General features: G+C 62.3%; 15 protein-coding genes. 10 read left to right on the forward strand and 5 right to left on the reverse strand.

Going from position 1 to position 21,039, the window contains the following annotated elements; genetic code table 11:
* The first annotated feature begins 8 nt into the window (after positions 1-8).
* The 3 genes from HMPREF1261_RS09845 (at position 9) to HMPREF1261_RS09855 (ending at position 6,274) form a co-directional block, all read left to right on the forward strand.
* The gene (locus HMPREF1261_RS09845; RefSeq protein ID WP_023030842.1) at positions 9-4,937 is read left to right on the forward strand and encodes a DEAD/DEAH box helicase; all 4,929 of its coding nucleotides are present in this window, start codon (positions 9-11) and stop codon (positions 4,935-4,937) included.
* Between the two features lie 69 nt (positions 4,938-5,006).
* Positions 5,007-5,813: a DNA-formamidopyrimidine glycosylase family protein gene (locus HMPREF1261_RS09850; RefSeq protein WP_023030843.1), complete on the forward strand. Its 807-nt coding sequence runs from the start codon at positions 5,007-5,009 to the stop codon at positions 5,811-5,813.
* Between the two features lie 35 nt (positions 5,814-5,848).
* A complete protein-coding gene (locus HMPREF1261_RS09855; RefSeq protein WP_023017610.1) occupies positions 5,849-6,274 on the forward strand; it encodes a YccF domain-containing protein in 426 nt (141 codons plus the stop codon).
* 202 nt (positions 6,275-6,476) lie between these two features.
* On the opposite strand, the gene pgi is transcribed toward HMPREF1261_RS09855, so the two are convergent.
* From pgi to HMPREF1261_RS09870, 3 genes are all read right to left on the reverse strand, one after another.
* The gene (gene pgi / locus HMPREF1261_RS09860) at positions 6,477-8,114 is read right to left on the reverse strand and encodes a glucose-6-phosphate isomerase (protein WP_034658342.1); all 1,638 of its coding nucleotides are present in this window, start codon (positions 8,112-8,114) and stop codon (positions 6,477-6,479) included.
* 97 nt (positions 8,115-8,211) lie between these two features.
* Positions 8,212-9,558 carry a Na+/H+ antiporter family protein gene (locus tag HMPREF1261_RS09865; protein WP_005279889.1) on the reverse strand — a complete coding sequence of 449 codons (1,347 nt, stop codon included), beginning with the start codon at positions 9,556-9,558 and terminating at the stop codon, positions 8,212-8,214.
* Positions 9,559-9,623: 65 nt separating this feature from the next.
* Positions 9,624-9,947 carry a chorismate mutase gene (locus HMPREF1261_RS09870; RefSeq protein WP_005279891.1) on the reverse strand — a complete coding sequence of 108 codons (324 nt, stop codon included), beginning with the start codon at positions 9,945-9,947 and terminating at the stop codon, positions 9,624-9,626.
* Between the two features lie 97 nt (positions 9,948-10,044).
* Here HMPREF1261_RS09870 and pcrA point away from each other — a divergent pair, with 97 nt between their 5' ends.
* Entirely contained in the window at positions 10,045-12,588 is a 2,544-nt protein-coding gene (gene pcrA, locus HMPREF1261_RS09875) for a DNA helicase PcrA (protein WP_023030845.1), read from the forward strand.
* Here the strand turns inward: pcrA and HMPREF1261_RS09880 are convergent.
* Both HMPREF1261_RS09880 and HMPREF1261_RS09885 read right to left on the reverse strand, forming a co-directional pair.
* Positions 12,585-13,343 (reverse strand): M23 family metallopeptidase, encoded by a 759-nt coding sequence (locus HMPREF1261_RS09880; protein ID WP_005279895.1) that lies wholly within the window; start codon positions 13,341-13,343, stop codon positions 12,585-12,587. The genes pcrA and HMPREF1261_RS09880 overlap by 4 nt on opposite strands.
* A 794-nt stretch (positions 13,344-14,137) precedes the next feature.
* Positions 14,138-14,893 carry a M23 family metallopeptidase gene (locus HMPREF1261_RS09885; RefSeq protein WP_023030846.1) on the reverse strand — a complete coding sequence of 252 codons (756 nt, stop codon included), beginning with the start codon at positions 14,891-14,893 and terminating at the stop codon, positions 14,138-14,140.
* A gap of 518 nt (positions 14,894-15,411) precedes the next feature.
* On the opposite strand from HMPREF1261_RS09885, the gene HMPREF1261_RS09890 reads away from it, so the two are divergent.
* The 6 genes from HMPREF1261_RS09890 to HMPREF1261_RS09910 are packed head-to-tail and all read left to right on the forward strand — an operon-like array spanning position 15,412 to position 21,018.
* A complete protein-coding gene (locus tag HMPREF1261_RS09890) occupies positions 15,412-17,160 on the forward strand; it encodes a DUF6350 family protein (RefSeq protein ID WP_084538550.1) in 1,749 nt (582 codons plus the stop codon).
* A gap of 22 nt (positions 17,161-17,182) precedes the next feature.
* Positions 17,183-17,791, forward strand: a complete 609-nt coding sequence (purN, locus tag HMPREF1261_RS09895; RefSeq protein WP_198012733.1) for a phosphoribosylglycinamide formyltransferase — start codon at positions 17,183-17,185, stop codon at positions 17,789-17,791.
* A 27-nt stretch (positions 17,792-17,818) separates the two neighbouring features.
* On the forward strand, positions 17,819-19,351 hold the full coding sequence (purH, locus tag HMPREF1261_RS09900) for a bifunctional phosphoribosylaminoimidazolecarboxamide formyltransferase/IMP cyclohydrolase (RefSeq protein WP_023030848.1): 1,533 nt from the start codon (positions 17,819-17,821) through the stop codon (positions 19,349-19,351).
* A 31-nt stretch (positions 19,352-19,382) separates the two neighbouring features.
* Positions 19,383-19,859 (forward strand): hypothetical protein, encoded by a 477-nt coding sequence (locus HMPREF1261_RS13075; RefSeq protein ID WP_023030849.1) that lies wholly within the window; start codon positions 19,383-19,385, stop codon positions 19,857-19,859.
* Entirely contained in the window at positions 19,811-20,371 is a 561-nt protein-coding gene (locus tag HMPREF1261_RS13080; protein ID WP_023030850.1) for a hypothetical protein, read from the forward strand. Before HMPREF1261_RS13075 ends, HMPREF1261_RS13080 begins: the two co-directional genes overlap by 49 nt.
* A gap of 32 nt (positions 20,372-20,403) precedes the next feature.
* Complete coding sequence (locus HMPREF1261_RS09910) at positions 20,404-21,018, forward strand: hypothetical protein (protein WP_023030851.1); 615 nt, start codon at positions 20,404-20,406, stop codon at positions 21,016-21,018.
* The last annotated feature ends 21 nt before the right edge of the window (positions 21,019-21,039 follow it).

Here is a 21,039-nt window from a genome sequence, read left to right on the forward strand (position 1 = left end):
GTGTGGTCATGCCAGAAAACATCCTCGAGCGCTTTCGCCCCCAAGTGGCGCGGTGGTTCCAGGACGTTTTTGCCGCTCCCACCGCGGTACAAGCCCAGGCCTGGGACAAGATTTCCCGCGGGGATCACGCCCTGATGGTTGCCCCCACGGGTTCTGGTAAGACGCTCGCGGCGTTCTTATGGGCGCTGAATAACCTGGTGGAGCGCGAAGGACAACTGGCCCTGCCGGTAGGAAACGCCGCAGGCTCCGCCACCGGGGTGCGGGTGCTGTATATCTCGCCGCTAAAAGCGCTGGGCGTGGATGTGGAAAATAACCTGCGGGCGCCGCTAACCGGCATTGCGCGCACCGCGGAAAAGCTGGGCCTGGAGGCACCGAATATTTCCGTGGGCGTGCGCTCGGGCGATACACCCTCGGCAGAGCGCTCCCGGCAGGTGCGCAAGCCACCGGATATCCTCATTACCACCCCGGAATCGGCATATTTGATGCTGACCTCAAAGGCGGCGGGGATTTTGAAAACCGTCGATACCGTCATCATCGATGAAATCCACGCACTGGCCGGCACCAAGCGCGGCGCGCACCTCGCCCTGACGCTGGAGCGCCTGCAAGAAATTGCCGGTGACTTTCAGCGCATCGGGCTTTCTGCCACGGTGCGCCCGCTTTCGGCCGTCTCGGATTTCTTAGGCGGCAACCGCCCGGTGGAAATCGTGGCGCCGGAAGCGCACAAGAAGTGGGACTTGGATGTGCGCGTGACGGTAGAGGATATGTCGGATCTTCCTACGCCGGAGGCGGGCTCGACCATCGGGGAGCTCACCGTCGATGATGCCATCGGCATTACCGGCGGGCCGGAAGGCAGCGGCGACGGCGGGGAAGAATTCGGCGGGGAGGACTTCGGCGGGGAAGAAGACACCGCGCTGCCCACCGCGAACTCCATCTGGCCGTTTATTACCCAAGACCTCTACGCGGACATCATGGCGCATCGCTCCACGCTGGTCTTTGTAAATTCGCGACGCAGCGCCGAGCGCCTGACCAGCCGGCTTAACGAGCTATACGCGCAGGAATATGACCCGGATTCGCTCTCGCCGGAAACCCGGCGCGATCCCGCCCAGTTGATGGCGCACTCGCACGTTGCGGGCAAGGCGCCGGCGGTCATCGCACGGGCGCACCACGGTTCGGTGTCCAAGGACGAGCGCGCCATGACGGAAACAATGTTGAAGGAAGGCACGCTGAAGGCCGTGGTGGCCACGAGCTCTCTGGAGCTGGGCATCGACATGGGCGCGGTGGATTTGGTGGTGCAGGTGGAATCGCCGCCCTCGGTGGCCTCGGGCCTGCAGCGCGTGGGCCGCGCCGGGCACCATGTGGGCGCGGTCTCGCACGGCGCGTTTTATCCCAAGCACCGCGCGGACCTGGTGCAGTCCACGCTGACGGTTTCGCGCATGCGTGGCGGCATGATCGAGACGATGCATACCCCGCGCAATCCGCTGGACGTGCTCGCGCAGCAGACCGTGGCGGCGGTGGCCGCAGCGGGCGAGGAAGGCTTAAGCGCGGATGACTGGTATGACATCGTCAAGCGCAGCCATCCTTACCGCGAACTGGCCCGCGAGGTTTATGATTCCGTGATCGACCTGGTCAGCGGCGTGTACCCATCCACGGATTTTGCGGAGCTAAAACCCCGCGTGGTCTATGACCGCGTATCCGGCGTGATGACCCCGCGGCCGGGGGCGCAGCGCGTGGCCGTGACCAGTGGTGGCACCATCCCGGATAGGGGAATGTTTGGCGTCTTCCTCTATAGCGGTGGGGAATCCGGGAAGGCCCCGCGCCGGGTGGGCGAGCTCGATGAGGAGATGGTTTATGAATCCCGCGTGGGCGATGTCTTTACCCTGGGCGCGACCAGCTGGCGCATCGAGGAGATTACCCGCGACCAAGTCCTAGTCACGCCCGCGCCGGGGCATACGGGCCGGCTACCATTTTGGAATGGCGATGGCGCCGGGCGCCCCTATGAGCTGGGCCAGGCCTTGGGCGAGTACCGCCGCGAGGTAAATACGGACCCGAGCATTATCGCGGATGCTGATGAGAATGCCCGCAGCAATATCTTGTCCTACCTGCGCGAACAGCAGGAGGCCACCGGGGTTATTCCGGATGAAAAGACGCTCGTGCTCGAGCGCTTCAAGGATGAGCTGGGGGACTGGCGCGTGGTGCTGCACACGCCCTTTGGCCGGCCGGTCAACTCCGCCTGGGCCTTGGCGGTAGGCGCGCGGGTGGGCGAGCGCACCGGCATGGACCCGCAGGCGGTGGCCGGCGATGATGGCATCGTGCTGCGCCTGCCCGAGGGCGAGGCCGATCCCGATGGCACCATTTTTGCCTTCGACGCCGACGATATTGCCGATGTCGTAGCCGAGCAGGTGGGCAATTCCGCCCTTTTTGCCTCCCGCTTCCGCGAGTGCGCGGCCCGCGCGCTGCTTTTGCCCCGCCGCAATCCCGGCAAGCGCGCCCCGCTATGGCAGCAGCGCCAGCGCGCCGAACAGCTTTTGGATGTTGCCCGCAAGTACCCGTCCTTTCCCATTATTTTGGAAACGGTGCGCGAGTGCGTGCAGGACGTTTACGATGTCCCGGCGCTGCAGGAGGTCATGCGCGATCTGGGGCACCGCCGCGTGCGCATCGCGGAGGTCACCACGGATCAGCCTTCGCCCTTTGCCTCCTCGCTGCTTTTTAATTACACCGGCGCCTTCATGTACGAGGGCGATTCCCCGCTGGCGGAAAAGCGGGCGGCGGCCCTCGCCCTTGATCCGGCGCTTCTGGCCAAGCTGCTGGGCACGGTGGAGCTGCGCGAGCTCTTGGATCCCGCGATCATCGATGAGGTCCATGCCCAGCTGCAGCGCACCGCTCCCTCGCGCCGGGCGCGCACCACCGAGGAAGTCGCGGATCTCCTGCGCGTGCTGGGCCCCATCCCGGTCGAGGAGTTGGGCGAGCATACGGATGTTCCCCTGGCCGCCCTGGATAACCTGGGCTCGCGGATTATGCGGGTGCGCATCGGCGGGCGCGAGCACCTTGCCCAGTCCCAGGACGCGGCGCTGCTTCGCGATGCCCTCGGTGTCCCCATTCCTCCCGGCGTCCCCGCCCAGGTCGCCACGCTTGCCGATGCCCTCCCACAGCTCATCAGCCGCTGGGCGCGCACCCGCGGCCCGTTCGTGCTCGCGGATTTAACCGCCGCCTTCGGCATTTCCGTGTCCGCAGCACACACCACCCTGGCCGGCCTGAATTCGATTGTGGAGGGCCATTACCGGCAGGGAATAGAGGAGCAAGAGTACTGCGCCGCCGAGGTTCTAAAGACCATCCGCTCGCGCTCGCTTGCCGCTGCGCGCGCGGATACCGAGCCGGTCTCTGGTGCCGCCTTCGCCCGCTTCCTCCCGGAGTGGCATGGCATCGCGCCTACCGGGAAGCATCCCGCGCTGCGCGGTGCCGATGGCGTATTTTCCGCTATCGAACAGCTCGCCGGGGTGCGCCTGCCGGCCTCTGCCTGGGAATCCATCATTCTGCCCGCCCGCGTGGGGGATTATTCGCCCCGCATGCTGGATGAACTGACCGCCAATGGCGAGGTGATGATCCTCGGCGCCGGAAAGGCCGGGGCCGCCGATCCGTGGGTAATGCTGCTACCTGCCGAGTACGCCGCCCAGCTCGCCCCCGAAACCGATCCGGAGGGCGTAAGCATGCTGCAGCGCTCCATCATAAGCGTGCTGGAACGCGGCGGCGGCTTCCTCTTTTCCGATATCGCCGCCGAGGTCCCCGGTACCGCCGAGGAAACCCGCGAGGCCCTTTGGGGGCTGGTGGAAATGGGCCTGGCCAGCCCGGATTCCTTCGCTCCCATCCGCACGCGCTTATCGGCAGGCGGGCGCGGCGCCTCCCGCGCCAGTCGCGGTTCTACGGCCCACCGCTCCAAGCGGCGCCCCACGCGCTCGCGGCTGCGCATGGGCCGCACCTCGTTTGCCCAGACCCAGAACGCCAACGGAGGAGCCGGCCAGACCCCGCCCGATATGCTCGGCCGCTGGTCGCTGGCGGTGCCTGCCGCCCAGGACGCCACCTCGCGGTCCGTGGCGCACGGCGAGGCCTGGCTGGATCGCTACGGCGTGGTCACCCGCGGTTCCGTGGTGGCAGAAGACGTCCTTGGCGGCTTCGCGCTGGCCTATAAGGTGCTTTCCGGCTTTGAGGAATCCGGCAAGGCCATGCGTGGCTATGTCATCGAGGACCTCGGCGCGGCGCAGTTTTCCACCCCGGCCATTATCGATCGCCTCCGCGGCCTGGCGGATTCCCCCGATGTCACCGGCTGGCCGTCCGGCACCACCGATCCAGAGACTTTCGTGCTCGCCGCCGTGGACCCCGCCAACCCCTACGGCGCGGCGTTGCCTTGGCCGCAACGCGATGATGCCGACGGCAAGGCTACCGGCGGGCCGGCCCGCTCCGCCGGGGCACTGGTCGTGCTCTGCGATGGCCTCCCTATTGCCCACCTCACCCGCGGCGGAAAGACCTTGACCACGTTCATCGACGCCCTTCCCGACGGGATAGAGACCACCGACGTCTACGCCCGCCTCCTATCCGCGCTCACAGAACTCATCGCCGCCGGGCACATGTCGCCGCTGGTGATCGAGAAGTGCAATGGCAACCCCATCCATCACACCCCGGCGGCTAGCATCCTGCGCTCGCTGGGGGGCGGAATCACCCCGAAGGGCGTGCGCATTGCCGGGCAGGCTGCGCCGCCGCGCGTTCCGCGCCGCGGGGGGCGGGACGGCTCACCGGACAACTCAAGGGGTGGCTCGAGCGGTGGCCTGCGCGGCGGCAGGCGTGCCTCCGAAGCTATCGAGGAACTCAGCTTCGACGATCCGTCTCCGCCTCCGCCACCTCGCAATTCTGGTGGCTTCCGCCCGCGCGGCGGATACCGCCGCTAGCGCTACCCGCCCGCAGGTGTATTTTGGTGGGGCCACTGTGTCTGAGTCCGACGGAAGGAGGCCATTCCCATGCCCGAAGGCGATTCCGTCCTACAACTTTCGCGCCGCCTGCAGTTTATGACCGGGCGTGAGGTCACCGGCTGTTCCGTCCGCGTGCCGCAGCACGCCACCGTTAACCTCACCGGCACCATCTGCGAGCGCGTGTGGCCCTATGGCAAGCACCTCTTCATGCAATTCGACCAGACCATCGTGCATACCCACCTAAAAATGGAGGGCACCTGGGCCATCCACTACGCCGGTGACTGCTGGCGCAAGCCCGGCCATAGCGCGCGCATCGTGCTGCAACTGTCCCATTCACCGCGCGATATTGAGCTCGTAGGCCACTGGTTGGGCTTTGTCGATATCTTCGATGCGGATCAGTACTTTAGCCGCATCAACCACCTTGGCCCGGATATCTTGGACCCCGACTGGGATCGCGAAGAGGCGGTGCGCCGTTTGCGCGCGCGACCCGAGCGCAGCATCGGCACGGCGCTTTTGGACCAGAAGATCGTGGCAGGCATTGGCAATGAATACCGCGCCGAAATCTGCTTTCTCGCCGGCGTGCACCCGGCAACCCCGGTGGCAGAGGTGGATGTGGAACAGGTATTGGACATCGGCAAGCGCATCATGTGGACCAACCGGAACTCGCCCATCCGAGTGACCACCGGCGTGCGCCGCGCCGGGGAGACCACCTATGTCTTTGGGCGCAACCGCAAGCGCTGTCGGCGCTGCGGCACCATTATTCAGAAAGATTCCCTGGGCGGCGTTGACCGCGGCGGGGATGAGGGCGAATTAGAGCGCATCATCTGGTTCTGCCCGCACTGCCAGCCGCTCTAAGGTTCCTTTACGCTTTTCGCGCTAAGCTGGCGGGCATGCGATCACTACTAAATCTTGTATTTAATATCATCTGGTTACTCTCCGGCGGCATCGTTCTTGCGCTGGGCTACTTCCTCTTCGGCATCATCGCCTGCATCTTCATCGTGACGATTCCGGCGGGCGTGGCCTCGTTCCGCATGGGCCAGTTCGCGCTGTGGCCATTCGGCCGCTCCGTGGTGGAGCCCCGCAAGGGCACCGGCGGGATGTCTGGCATCTCCAATGTCATTTGGTTCGTCATCGCTGGTCTGTGGCTATCCATCGGCCACGTCGTTACCGCCGTCATCCAGGCGATTACCATCATCGGTATCCCCGTTGCCTGGGCCAACCTCAAGATGATTCCAGTGACCTGCTTCCCCTTCGGACGCAAGGTTGTTAGCTCGAAGAGCATCCCGGCCGGCTGGCAGCCCATGGTGAAGCTGTAAATTCACCTAGTTTGAAAGCGCCTGGCCCGAAGCGACATGTTGCTTCGCGGCTGGGCGCTTTAGTGATCTGTGGTGCTTAGGCACGAATATGTCCAAAACAACCGCGTTTGTCTGAATTTGAGGGCATTTTTTTTAAGAACGCGGTTGTTTTGGACACTTTTACGCTAGAGCCTGGGGCGCATGACCCGGGCACGGGCCGGAGCTAACGGTTGGCGCGGTACCAGCCGATGAGCTTATCGGTGGACTGGTCGCCGGAATCTACCTCTTGGCTGCCGGAGACGGCGGGGGCCAAGTCATTGGCCTGCTGCTTGCCCAGCTCCACGCCCCATTGGTCGAAGGAGTTGATATCCCAGATGATGCCTTGGGTAAAGACGATGTGCTCGTAGAGCGCGATGAGCGCGCCCAGGGTGGAGGGGGTAAGCTCCTCGGCCATAATCGTGGTGGTGGGGCGGTTGCCCGGCATGACCTTGTGCGGCACGAGGTCTTCCTCAACGCCTTCGGTAGCGATTTCTTCTGCCGTCTTGCCAAAGGCCAACACCTTGGTTTGGGCGAAGAAATTGCCCATGAGCAGGTCATGCATCGAGCCGGTGCCGTCCGCGGTGGGGAAGTCCTCCTTGGGGCGGGCAAAGCCGATGAAGTCCGCTGGGATGAGGCGGGTGCCCTGGTGCATGAGTTGGTAAAAGGCGTGCTGGCCGTTGGTGCCCGGCTCGCCCCAGTAGATTTCGCCGGTCTGCCCAGTGGTCACTGCGGTGCCATCGCGGCGCACGGACTTGCCGTTGGATTCCATGGTCAGCTGCTGCAGGTAGGCCGGGAAGCGGCCGAGGTCCTGCGAGTAGGGCAGCACGGCGTGGGTTTGGGCGCCGAAGAAATTGGTGTACCAGATGCCCAGCAAGCCCATGAGTACGGGCACATTGCGCTCTAGCGGGGTGGTGCGGAAGTGCTCATCCATGGCGTGGAAGCCTTCCAACAAGCGCATGAAGTCCATCGGGCCAATGGTGCACATCAAAGATAGGCCAATGGCGGAATCGAGGGAGTAGCGCCCGCCCACCCAATTCCAGAACGGGAACATATTATCCGTATCGATGCCGAATTTCTCCACCTGCTCCGCATTGGTAGATACGGCCACGAAGTGCTTGGCTACGGCGGATTCATCGCCATCGAATTGTTCGATGAGCCAACGGCGGGCCGCGTGGGAATTGGTCAGGGTTTCCTGGGTGGTAAAGGTCTTGGAGGAGACGATAAAGAGGGTGGAGCCGGCATCGAGCCCGTCCAAGGTGGCGGCCATATCGGCGGGATCCACGTTGGAGACGAACTCCGCGGAAATGCCGGCCACCTCATAAGAGCGCAGGGCTTGTGCGGCCATGGCGGGGCCGAGATCGGAACCGCCGATGCCGATATTGACCACCTTTTTGATGGTGTGGCCGGTGTGCCCCAACCAGGAACCGGAGCGCAGGGCGGTGGCGAAATCGCGCATGCGGCCCAAAACCTCGTGGACATCGGCGGCGACATCTTGGCCATCGACGTGCAGGTCATCTTCTACCGGCAGGCGCAGCGCGGTGTGCAGCACGGCGCGATCCTCGGTGTTGTTGAGGTGCTCGCCTGCAAACATGGCATCGCGCCGGCCTTCCACGTCGGCGGCGCGGGCTACCTCGACCAGGTGCTGGAGGACGTCTTCATCGATGAGGTTTTTGGATAAATCCACGTGCAGGCCCGCGGCGTCGAAGGTGTAGTTCTCGGCGCGGTTCGCGTCTGTGGCGAAGAGATCGCGCAGGAGCATGTCCTGCTTATCTTCAAATACCTTGACCAGGTCTTTCCACTGGGGCGATGCGGTGATATCCATGGCAATTGGCCTTTCTGGCGACGAGCGCATTGGCAATGTGTACCCCTCCCACCGTAGTCGAGAATGAGTGCCAACGGCACCGTGAGAAGTGTGGCATTTAGAGCATGAGCGCGCCCGCCCAGCCGGCGATTAGAAGTGGGATATTGAAGTGGATAAAGGTGGGGATGACGGAGTCACGGATGTGATCGTGTTGGCCATCGGCGCCGAGGCCGGCGGTGGGGCCGAGGGTGGAATCGGAGGCGGGGGAGCCGGCATCGCCAAGCGCGCCTGCCGTACCAATGAGCGCCACCGTGGCCGCGGGGCTAAAGCCGAGCGAGGCGCACAGGGGAACGTAGATAACGGAGATAATCGGCAGGGTGGAAAAGGACGAGCCGATGCCCATGGTGACCACTAGGCCGACCAAGAGCATGGCGCCTGCGGAGAGGAACTTATTGGTGCCAAAGAGGTTGGCGGTGGCATCGACAAGCGGGCCGACTTCCTCTGTCGCCGTCATGACTGAGGCAAAGCCCTGCGCGGTGATCATGATAAAGCCGATAAGGGCCATCATTTTCATGCCGTTGGTAAATACGTCATCGGCGTGCTTCCAATCCACCGCGCCGGAAATGAGCAAGATGCCCAGGCCGGTCAGGGCGCCGACGAGCAGGCCATCGGACTCGAAATCGAGCGCCTGCATGATGATTTGGACGGCGAAGGTGGCGATAATCGCCAGGATGGAAACCCAGATTTTATACCGCGAGGGCGTTTCCTGGTGCTCTTCGGCGGCAATGGGCCGGTCCTCGTACTCGCGTGGGGCGCGGTAGCTGAAAAAGATGGCGATGAGCAGGCCGGCGAGCATGCCCAGGGCCGGGATGGCCATGACCTGCATAATATTGATAGTGGAGGTATCCAGACCCGCCTCTTCAATATTGAAGAGCAAAATATCGTTCAAATAGATGGACCCGAAGCCCACCGGAATGAACATGTAGGTGGTGATAAGGCCGAAGGTCAGGCACGTGGTGATAAGGCGGCGATCCAGCTTGAGCTTATTCATCACCGCCAATAGCGGCGGGACAAGCAGCGGGATGAAGGCAATGTGGACGGGGATGAGGTTCTGGCTCATCACGGCCATGGCAATAAGGCCAAGAACGAGCATCCACTTGGTGGTGGCCGCGGCCTTGGGATCTAATTCGCCGGTGCCGCCGAGCTTGGCGATGAGAAAGTTGGCCGAGATCTGCGGCAGCCCGGCGGAGGCAACACCCATCGCGAAGGCGCCCAAGAGGGCATAACTTAAGGCAATCTTGGCGCCGCCGCCGAGCCCGTCCTGGAAGGCAACCATGGTGGCATCGAGGCCCATGCCGGATAGGAGGCCGCCGACGATTGCACCGATGAAAAGCGCCACCACCACGTGCACGCGCAGGAGGGCAAGCGCGAGCATGACGATGACGGCGATGAGTACTGCGTTCATGCCCCGAAAGCGTACTGCATAGTATGGGTGAGCTCGTAATTAATCCGAGGGGTTGAGTGGTGGCTTTAGCCCAGGCGGCCGCGCCCCATGCGCAGCAGGGCAGAGGCGATGGTGGGGCCTTCCTCACCAAGTTCCGCGCGGAACTCATTGAGGATGGCGATCTCGCGGGTGTGCACCAAGCGCGTGCCGCCGGAGCTCATGCGGGTGCGACCCACCGCGCGGGAGACCTCGGTGCGGCGCTTGACGGCATCCAAGATGATTTGGTCAAGGCGGTTGATTTCCTCGCGATACTGCTGGATTTCCGCATCAGATAGGGGATCATCCGTGCCAGTGGGCGTGCGGATATCCAAGCCATTGTCAACGATGGATTCATTATCTTCAGCGGTCATGGTCCCTTATTGTGCCACTTGGTCGGGTATTTAGAAAGCGCAGGGTATGCCGCAAATACGGGCCATGTCCGGTGGGGCTAGTAGGTTGGTAGGCATTATGACGAATAACTCTCCATTTAGCCCAACTTCTACCCCGCGCGAACCCGTATCCGGTGCTGCTTCCCGCGGCGGCTTCGCCCCTAGCCAGCCCGAGCAGCAGAACCCCTTTGGCAGCACGCCTAGGCCCGCGGAATCCGATCCTTTAACCCAAGGTTTGAATCCACAGCAATTAGAGGCGGTCACCCATACCGGCAGGCCCCTGCTGATTGTCGCCGGCGCGGGTTCTGGCAAGACCGCGGTGCTTACCCGCCGCATCGCGTACCTCATGCGCCACCGCGGGGTAAACCCGTGGGAAATCCTCGCCATTACCTTTACCAATAAGGCGGCCGCAGAGATGAAGGAGCGCGTGGGTTCCCTGGTCGGTCCGGTGGCCGAGCGCATGTGGGTATCCACCTTCCACTCCATCTGCGTGCGCATCCTGCGCCAGAACGCCCAGCTCGTGCCGGGGCTTAATACCAACTTCACCATTTATGATGGCGACGATGCCCGCAGGCTTCTATCCATGATTGCCAAGGACATGCAGTTGGATCTGAAGAAATACACCCCGCGCGTGCTGGCCAACCAGATCTCCAACCACAAAAACGAGCTCGTGGGCCCGGCCGAGGCAGCCGACAAGGCGCAGCAGACCAAGAACCCCTTTGAGACCACCGTGGCGGAAGTCTACGCCGAGTACCAGCGCCGCCTGCGCGCGGCCAATGCGGTGGACTTCGACGACCTCATCGGGGAAGTAGTGCGCATTTTCACCGAGCACCGCCAGGTGGTGGAGTTTTATCGTCGGCGGTTTAAGCACGTGCTCATTGATGAATACCAGGACACCAACCACGCCCAGTACGCGCTGGTTGCAGCGCTCGTGGGCAAGGGCGAGTTGGGTCCCGATGCCCCAGAGCTGTGCGTGGTGGGTGATTCCGATCAGTCCATTTATGCCTTCCGCGGCGCCACCATCCGCAATATCGAGGAATTCGAGCGCGACTACCCGCAGGCGCACACCATCTTATTGGAGCAAAACTACCGCTCCACGCAGACCATCTTGAACGCGGCCAATGCCGTGATTGCGAAAAACGAGAACCGCCGCGAGAAAAACCTGTGGACCGCGCACGGCGATGGCGAATCCATCGTGGGATATGTGGCGGATAACGAACACGATGAAGCCCGCTTTATCGCCGCGGAGATTGATGCGCTGGCGGATAAGGGCCACAGCTATTCCGATATCGCCGTGATGTACCGGACCAATAATGCCTCCCGCGCGCTGGAGGATATCTTCATTCGCTCCGGCATCCCCTATAAGGTCGTTGGCGGGACGCGCTTTTACGAGCGCCGCGAAATCCGCGATATGGTGGCCTACCTGCGCATTATGGATAACCCCGACGATACGGTGAGTCTGCGCCGCATCATCAACGTCCCCAAGCGCGCCATCGGCGATAAGGCCCAGGGCCAGATTGCCCTGCACGCGGAAAACCAGGGGATTAGCTTTGGCAAGGCGCTTGCCGATGTCCCCCGGGGCGACGTCCCCGGTCTTGGCACCCGCGCCGTTAATGCCGTTACCAAATTCAACGACATGATGGACGGCATCCGCGCACAAATCCCAGGTATGCGCGATGAGGTGACCGGCCAGCCCGATTTGGGCGAACTGCTCACCGCCATCCTGGATGCCACCGGTTATAAGGCGGAGCTGGAAAACTCCAATGATCCGCAGGATGGCGCGCGCCTCGATAACCTCAATGAGCTGGTATCCGTGGCCCGCGAATTTACCTCGGAGGCCGCCAACCAGCTGGCCGCTGCCGGGGCGGATGCGGTCGATCCCAATGAGCTATTAGAAGAAGGCGAAGCCGCGCCGGGCTCGTTGCAGGCCTTTTTGGAAAAGGTCTCCCTGGTCGCAGATGCGGATCAGATCCCGGATTCTGAGACTGGGGTAGTGACCATGATGACCCTGCATACGGCCAAGGGCTTGGAGTTTCCCGTCGTCTTTGTCGCTGGCTGGGAGGACGGCCAATTCCCGCACATGCGCTCACTGGGTAACCCGAAGGAATTAAGCGAAGAGCGTCGCCTGGCCTATGTGGGCATCACCCGCGCCCGCGAAAAGTTGTACCTCACCCGCGCCATCTTGCGCTCTGCGTGGGGCAATCCGGTAACCAATCCCGCCAGTCGCTTCCTCGCCGAGATCCCAGAGGATCTCATCGACTGGCGGCGAGAGGATTCCGATAGTGACCTCACCGGTTCCTGGGGAGCCGACGACTATCAGTATGGCCGGAGCTATCGCCGCGGTTCTAGTGGCGGCTATTCCGGTGGTGGGGGTGCTGGGTTTGGCCAGCGCGCTACGTCTTCCCCTTCGCAACGCACTCGCCAACCTGCAGCTAATTCCATGCCGAAGAATAAGAACCTCAACCTTGCTGTGGGAGACCGCGTCAACCACGCCAAGTACGGGCTCGGAACCGTAATTGAAACGGCCGGTTCCGGTGCCCGCGCCACGGTGACCGTGGACTTTGGTTCCTCCGGCAAGGTGCGGCTCATGCTCATCGGTGGTGTGCCGATGGAAAAGCTCTAGACCGAGATCCCGCGCTCGTTGAACCAGCCCACTGGGTCAACGGCCGCGCCGCCACCTGGGTGGATTTCGAAGTGCAGGTGTGGGCCGGTGGAGCGGCCCTCGTTGCCGATGTCCGCGATGTGGTCGCCCGCAGAAACGTGGTCGCCCACGTTCACGCGCAGCGAGCTGGCGGACATGTGGCCGTAGACGGAGATGCTGCCATCGACGTGCTGGATGCGAATCCAGTTGCCGAAGCCCTGTGCCGGACCGGAGTTAATGACCGTGCCGTCCATGACGGAGTAGATCGGGGTGCCGACTGGGTTAGCCACGTCGATGCCGTTGTGCATCGCGCCCCAGCGCATACCGAATCCGGAGGTCAACGTGCCGGAGGTGGGAAAGACCACCGTATTGCCGGCAGCATCGCGGCTGCGCTGCGGGGTCAGTCCAGAGCGGTCGCCCTCGGGAGCGAAGGCTTCCCGTAGGCCAGGAACGGAGGAGGGGTCCAAGATGATGTTGATCCCGCCGGATTCGTTCGGGCTAAATTCCGGGACGTCTTTGCCGGTGAGTACACCGGCGGCGGCGTTTGCGAAGCCGACGGCGGCGTCGATAACGCCCGCGTTATCAACGTTGGTTGCTTGCGGCTCAGAGGAGCCATTGGAAACGTCCACGCTGGCCACTGGATCAGCAGCAAAAGCGGAGGTGCCGGTAGCAAAAACGGTGCCAAGCGTAACGATGCTTAGCGCTACATTCCTGCGTGCGCGGTTCATGCGCTTCATAGTTTAAGTCCTTTTCATGGCTGTGCATGGTCTCGAGGCGCGCAAACCTTAAAGGTTTGGCGTCTTTCAACTGCCCTCTGCGACACGCCGAGGAATGGAAATACCCCATTTGGCGTTCGCTTGTGGCAACGAGTTAAAAGTTAGCCTGCCCATAGAGGCCGCGCAATCTGTAAAAATGCTGGTAGAAAAGGCGTTTATTCGAAAAGTTTCGAACATGCCAGCTTGTTGCGCGTGTTACGAAAGTGGCCAAAGTTGCGGGTTTGAAGTACTGGTTTAAGCTCTGGGGGTGACTGTCGGGGGTGAGGAGAGGGGGTTATTGGCACCAGGCTAGAAAACTGCCATCTACCTGCGACAAGGCTGGATGCTGGACTTCACTGGCAGCCGGTGGGGATATTTTGAGGCCTGCATTAGCGGCTCGTTTATGGCGGCGCGCACCCGGTGATAATTCCCGGTACCGCGTGTATGTGCTCTCGTGCGGTGTAACGGCGCTCAGGGCGAATGGAGGGCCCTAATCCCGCGATGTGGAGGCTTGGGCGACTATGTGGACCCTAGGGGCTCATATTGGCCCTGGAGGGCGGCTGTGCGGCTTTCTAACGCTCTTTGGACCGTCTTGGGGGTAGAATTATCTCAATCGCAGAGATCCGCCTCTGGCGGGACGAAGGTGGGGCTGTGGCTCCGCACGAGGGGTCTTGTTGCGGAGGCTGCGGGCGAGTGGGGCTTATATTGGGGGCTAGGCATAGCAAAAGCGCCGCAGATAGCTTCTGCGGCGCTTTAACAAGAAGGAAAGAAGGCTCTTAGAGCTGAATGCCTCGCTCGGCCAGCCATGCCTGTGGGTCAACGGCGTCACCGGAGTTCGGGTGAACCTCGAAGTGGAGGTGGGAACCGGTGGAGAAGCCCAGGGAGCCCATGCCGGCGATCTTCTGGCCGGCGTGCACGTGCTCGCCCACGGCAACGTCGAGGGTCTGCATGTGGCCATAGACGGTCATGGTGCCATCATCGTGGAGGATGCGAATCCACTGGCCGTAGCCGGAGGCTGGGCCGGAATCGATAACGGTGCCGTCCATGACGGAAAGGATAGGGGTGCCAACGGCGTTAGCGATGTCCACACCGGAGTGGAAAGAACCCCAGCGCGGGCCGAAGCCGGAGGTGAAGGCGCCTTCAGCGGGGCGAGCAATGGAAGGGGCGCGAGCGGCAAGGTCCTCGGCGGCGCGGTCAGCGGAAGCCTGGATGGACTTGCTCAGCTGGTCAACCAGATTAGTAACCGGCTTTGCCTCAGCCACGTTGAGGATCTGCGGTGCAGCATCAGAGGAGCCGGCTGGGGCGTTGTTGACCTCGGAAGTATCAGCGGCAAGCTTGTAGTCAACAGACTGCGTCGTGGTGGTGGAAGATGCGGCGTTGTCGGATTCAACGTTAGCGGCAGCTGCGCCGCCTACGCCGGCGGTGGACACGGCACCGGCTGCAACGGTCATGACAGCGATACGACCCTTGGTGGTCTGCGAGGTGACAATCTTGCGATGGCGGCCGGCGCCACGCTGAACTTTGCTTCGCATTAAATCTTCTTTCGTGTCTTTCACAATCTTCAAAAAGAGCGTTACACCGTCTCTGGGTTAGTTACGAGATTGTGACCTTCTTGTTACCAACGAGATGTAACAGTAGCGTCTCAAAAAGATAACAGCAAGCCAAAAATGAATTTTTTCTCGCGCCGGTCTGGAATAAGCCTACATGCAGGCACGTTATGGAAAGTTGTGGCGCATAGTGCGATATAAATCTCTTAAAACCAAGCCCCCGCGGTAGCCCCGAAGCTGTAATAGTGCACTGTAACGTCCTGCCATGGAAATGCAACGGTATGTAATTACTGTGACCAGTGGGGGATAAGAGTTAAAACTTTATTCCTTATATATATGTCTACAGTAGTTACTGAACAAGTCCACGGTGATTTTGGAGGCGCCTCGTCGCGCCACCCCGCTACCGCGGGCAAAAGGTGGCAAAGTGGACGCCGATGAACAAAAACACCAGCCCCCAATCTCGGTCAACGCCCCGCCCGCGTAGCCAGGCGCGGGGCCGGACAGTGCAGACAGAGCGCGCCCCACGTGCACCCCACGCCACCGCGACGCAGAAGCCGCATAATTCCGCAGAACGCGTCGCCCGCAAAGCTGGGTCGAAGGCGAAGGCCCGTCGCACGCCGGCCCCGCTGACGAAGGCGGGGCGCATCCGCCAATTATTCATGTCGGCGGCCCTGCCGAATATTATTGTCGTCCTTATTATTGTGGCGCTCGCATTCGGCGCGCTCTTGCTTTTTGGCTCGCCCCTTGCGTGGCTGCCGACCATCGTGGCGGAAGCGTGGATGGTCTTTAACCTCGCGCCGGTATCTGCGGCCGGGGTGGACCTGTCGTTCCTCCCAGCCTTGCCCGCCCTCATCCTCGCTACGGTGGTGGCGGTGCGCGTGCGCGCCGCGGTAAAACACAAAGTCAGCGTGAAGGACCTGGCGATTCTTGTCGCCTGCGTGGTGGGCGTTCCCGTGGCATTGACCTGCATTGCCTGGGTGATGTTGTGGGATGCCGGCAAGGTTTTCGACGTATCCCCGCCGAACCTCGCTGCTGCGCTTGCTCGCGTCATCGTCGTGCACCTAGCGGCGATGGCAGCCGGCATGGGTACCCGCCTGTGGCGCGCCTTGGCCAAGCGCTATGGTGCCCCGCCGCTGCTTGTCGATGCCGCCCTTATCGCCCTGCGCTACCTCGCCTACCTCGCCATTGGCGCGACCGTGGTCTTCGTGCTCATCTTCATCGTGAACTTCTCGCGCCAGGGGGAGATGATGGATGAATATCCGTCCATCACTGGGCTGGGCATTTTCACCCTCATCCTGTTGAGCCTGCTGTATATTCCCAACGCCATCGTCAGCACTGGGGCAGTGCTTGTTGGTTCGGAGTTTTCGTCAGGGGAGGCACAGGTCAGCCTCTTTAGCACCCATCTTGTTCCGCTGCCGCCGCTGCCCATTACCGGTGGCATCCCGGCGTCCTCGCCCGGCTGGGCGGTCGTGTTCATGGTGGTTCCCCTCATCGCGGCGACGATGTCCTTGTACAAGAAGCGCCCGTCCTTCCAGAAGGTGCTTGCAGCCACGGTGGCTACCGCGGTCATCACGTTCTTCGCGTGCTATCTGGTCAGCGGCACGCTGGGCTACTACGGCCACACCGGCCCGCACCTGTGGACCGCTGCTGGCCTCGCCGCGCTGTGGATCGCCGTCGTGGGCTTGGCTGTCGCGGCAGCCTTTGCGCTTATGAACTGGCGCGACGCCCGCGCAACTGAAGCGGATTCTTCGGCGGCGGAGGCCTCCGAAGAGGATTCAGAAGACGCTGCAGAGTCGGCAGAAGATAGCGCTTCCGAGGACACCGCTGACGCAGAACAATCTGATGCGGACAAGGCCGAGGCCGACGAGGCTGACGGCGACGATGTTGATGCCGATTCGGACGAGAGCAAAACGGACGAGGACGAGGATAATTCGGAATCTGGCGACGGTGAGGGCTCCGAGTCAGCAGCGAATGACGCGGACGACGCAGCCGACGACGATGACGCTGCCGTAGAATCCAAGGGCAGCGCAGACAGCACCGACGAGGTCATCGAAGGGGAGGTCGTCGAAGACACCGACGACGATGACGCGGAAAGTACCGCGGGCGATGGTGGGGAAGAAGGGGCATCGGAAAACAGCGAGCGCGAAGCGGCTGAAGACCCCGAGATCCTGGAAGGCGAACTCGTGGAAGAGGACGCAAATGAGGGCGAGCCTGACGCGGCAGATTCTACTGAAAGCGGGAAGAGGGACTAGGCTATAGCGCGTGACTTCACCGATGCCACCACGCGCTACTGCAGCTACTGACCGCCTACGAGTTGTCGTGCTTGTCTCTGGGACGGGCTCGCTTTTGCAAGCCATCTTGGAAGCCCAGGATGAGCGATACCAAGTGGTGAAGGTGGTTGCGGATAAACCGTGTCGAGGTATTGAACGCGCCCGAGAACGCGGTATCGATACCGAGATCGTGGAAATGGGTGCGGACCGTGCCGAATGGAATACATGTCTGGCTGATGCAGTAGATGCTGCCCAGCCAGACATTGTTGTTTCTGCAGGCTTTATGAAGATTTTGGGGGAAGGCTTCCTCCGCCGCTTCGAAGGCCGCACCATCAATACCCACCCGGCGTTATTGCCTGCGTTTAAGGGCGCGCACGGGGTGCGCGATGCGTTGGAATACGGCGTGAAGGTCACAGGTTCTACCGTCCATTTCGTGGACGCGGGCGTGGATACCGGTTCCATCATTGCGCAGCGGCCGGTGGCCGTGCGGGCAGATGATGATGAGGCCAGCCTCCACGAACGCATTAAAAAGGTAGAGCGCGAACTCATCGTCGATGTGCTGCGCGCGGCGCAGCCCCGCGGCGAGGAACTTTTTATTCAACTCGCAGACTAAGACTTTTCGAAAGGCTTAATCCTCCTCATGAGCGAAGACCGCAAGCAGGTAAAGCGCGCACTCATTAGCGTGTACGACAAGACGGGGCTGGAGGATCTGGCCCGCGCACTTGATAAGGCAGGCGTAGAGATCGTCTCTACCGGCTCCACCGCCAAGAAGATTGCTGACCTGGGAATCGAGGTCACCCCGGTAGAAAAGCTCACCGGTTTCCCCGAGTGCCTGGAAGGCCGCGTCAAGACGCTCCACCCGCGCGTGCACGCCGGAATCCTGGCGGATACCCGCAAGGAAGACCACCTGGCGCAGCTCAACGAGCTTGAGGTAGAGCCCTTCCAGCTCGTCGTGGTGAACCTGTACCCCTTCCAGGAAACGGTCGCCTCCGGCGCGGACTTCGATGGATGCGTGGAGCAGATCGATATCGGTGGGCCTTCCATGGTGCGCGCGGCGGCCAAGAATCACCCGTCCGTTGCCGTGGTCGTAGATCCGGCGCGCTATGGCGAGGTAACCCAGGCCGTTGAAGAGGGTGGATTTAGCCTTGACCAGCGCCGTGGCCTCGCTCGCGATGCCTTCCTTCACACCGCTAACTACGATGCGGCGGTTTCCGCATGGTTCGTTGACCAGCTCAGCGATGGCGAGGAGACCACCTCGCTGCGCTACGGCGAGAATTCCCACCAGGCCGCCACCGTCACCCGGATTGGCACCAAGGGCCTGGCCAATGCCAAGCAGCTCAACGGCAAGGAAATGAGCTACAACAACTACCAGGACGCCGACGCTGCCTGGCGCGCGGCCTGGGACCACGAGCGCCCCTGCGTGGCGATTATCAAGCACACCAACCCGTGCGGCATCGCCGTATCGGATGAGTCCATCGCTGCGGCCCACCGCGCGGCGCATGCCTGTGACCCAATGTCCGCATTTGGCGGCGTCATCGCTGTCAATCGCGAGGTCAGCGTAGAGATGGCTGAGCAGGTCAAGGGCATTTTCACCGAGGTCATCGTCGCGCCCGCCTATGAGGATAAGGCGCTGGAGATCCTGCAGAGCAAGAAGAACCTGCGCGTGCTTTTGGCCGAGTCAGAGGAACAAGGCGAGGAGCGCAAGTACATCTCCGGCGGCGTGCTGCGCCAAGAGCCGGATACCTACCAGGCCGAGGGCGATAAGCCCGAAAACTGGACTCTAGCAGCGGGCGAAGCCCTGAGTGACGAGGACTTGGCTCAGCTCGAGTTCGCCTGGCGCACGGTGCGCGCGGTCAAGTCCAATGCGATTTTGCTGGCTAAGGACAATGCGACCGTGGGCGTGGGCATGGGCCAGGTCAACCGCGTGGATTCCGCCAAGCTTGCGGTCGAGCGCGCCAATACGCTTGCCGATGCCACCAACCGCACCCAAGGCTCCTTCGCCGCCTCCGATGCCTTTTTCCCCTTTGCCGATGGCTTGCAGGTGCTTCTCGATGCCGGCGTCAAAGCCGTTGTCCAGCCCGGCGGCTCCATCCGCGATGAAGAAGTTATCGAGGCAGCTAAGGCCGCTGGTGTTACGATGTATCTCACTGGAACGCGCCACTTCGCTCACTAGCGATAGCGCCTGAAACCTAAGGAACCTCGTTATGCCCGCACCCACCCGCACCGCGCCGAGGCGTACTGCACCGAAGCGCATGGCGCTCGGCGGCCTACTTGTGGCGGGGGCGCTGTGTCTTAGCGCGTGCGGGCAGGGCGAGCAGGAGACGGGATCCGAGCCGGGCATCGCCAAGCAGGCGACGCCGCGCTCTACGGAGAGCGCGACGGATAGGGCGGATACGGCGGATAGCCCTCGCGATTCCGCAGCGCAGGATGAGGCTGCGCAGGCCGATGACCAATCCGATGCCGCGAAAGCTGCCGAAGATGGCGGGCCGGCTGTGGTTGGTGACCTGCAGCGCGAACTCGACCGTATCGCCGCCAACTACGGGAATGTAGGCATCGCGGTATCGGATGGCACCACCACCATGCCGCCGGGCGCACCGCGCCCGAAACCGCATGGTCGACCTCCAAGGTGCCGGTGCTCATCGCCGCCCATCGCGCAGGGCTCATCGGCCCCGACGTGGTGACATCTGCGATTACCTATTCCAATAATGCGGCGGCGCAATCCGCCTGGGACGCGCTCGGCGGCGGAGCGCAAGCCGCCCAGGCCGCGCAACAAGTGCTTGCCGAGACCGGCGATACCACCACCCAGGTCCAAAGCCAGGTCACCCGCCCGGAATTTAGCGCCTTCGGGCAAACGCAGTGGAGCGTGGGCGACCAGGCCGCGTTCATGGCAAAGCTGCGCTGCGTCAACGGTGCCGAACCCATCCTCACCGCGATGTCTACGCCCGACCCCGCCCAAAGCTATGGCCTGCGTAACCTAGAGGGTGCCGCCCTCAAAGGCGGCTGGGGGCCAGATATCGCCGGCGGCTATGATGTGCGGCAGATGGGTCTTGCCACCATCGGCGGACGCGAGGTGGCGGTAGCACTCATCGCCTCGGCCCCGGATGGTCAGTACGCCTCCGCCCAACCATTACTTTCGGGCATGGCGCTCGATCTCTCCAAGGCCGAAATAGCTTGGCCCACCCCAGCTTGTTAGCCCCACTTCCGGCTTATGAGAAAGGACTTATCATGCCGCACTTTCAATTAACTCCTCGTTTGCGTTGGGGGCTGCACCTCGGCGCGGTAGCGACCGCGGGCATCGTTTTAAGCGCCTGCAGCAGTAGCACGGATGGGGATCAGCCCGACTTTTCCGGCGATGGCGGCATGACCACCGTCGAAAGTACGACGGAGACTTCCACCGAAGAAACCTCTACGGCGACAAAGTCCCCGGAAACCCAAAAGAAAGAACCACCCGTGGTGACGGTGACCGAGACCGAACAAGAACAGGCACAGCCGCCGAAGACCACTAATGGCGGCGGAAATGAACTCATCGACGGCCTAGGTGAATACGGGTGGACCGATACCAATACCTACGCCAATTGCCACCGTTATGAACGCGTCGTCTTTGCCGGCAAAGGCCCTGACGGCAGGGCCATTATCTGTGAGAACCAGGGAAACGTCCTGACGTACCGCTCGACCATCTTTGGTGGCGAATTTACTGGGTCAATCATTGGCCAAGACGGCGGTAACTACTACGTGGACGCCTCGCCCTCGACCATCGTCGTAACCCCCAGCGGCATTAGCGTGCGCGAGGGCGGCGGCTTGGCTGCCACCGCGGACTTTGATGATTCCTGGCAACGCTAACCACTAGTAAGTGGTTAGCGA

The sequence above is a fragment of the Corynebacterium sp. KPL1818 genome (assembly GCF_000478135.1).
GTDB classification, from domain to species: domain Bacteria; phylum Actinomycetota; class Actinomycetes; order Mycobacteriales; family Mycobacteriaceae; genus Corynebacterium; species Corynebacterium accolens.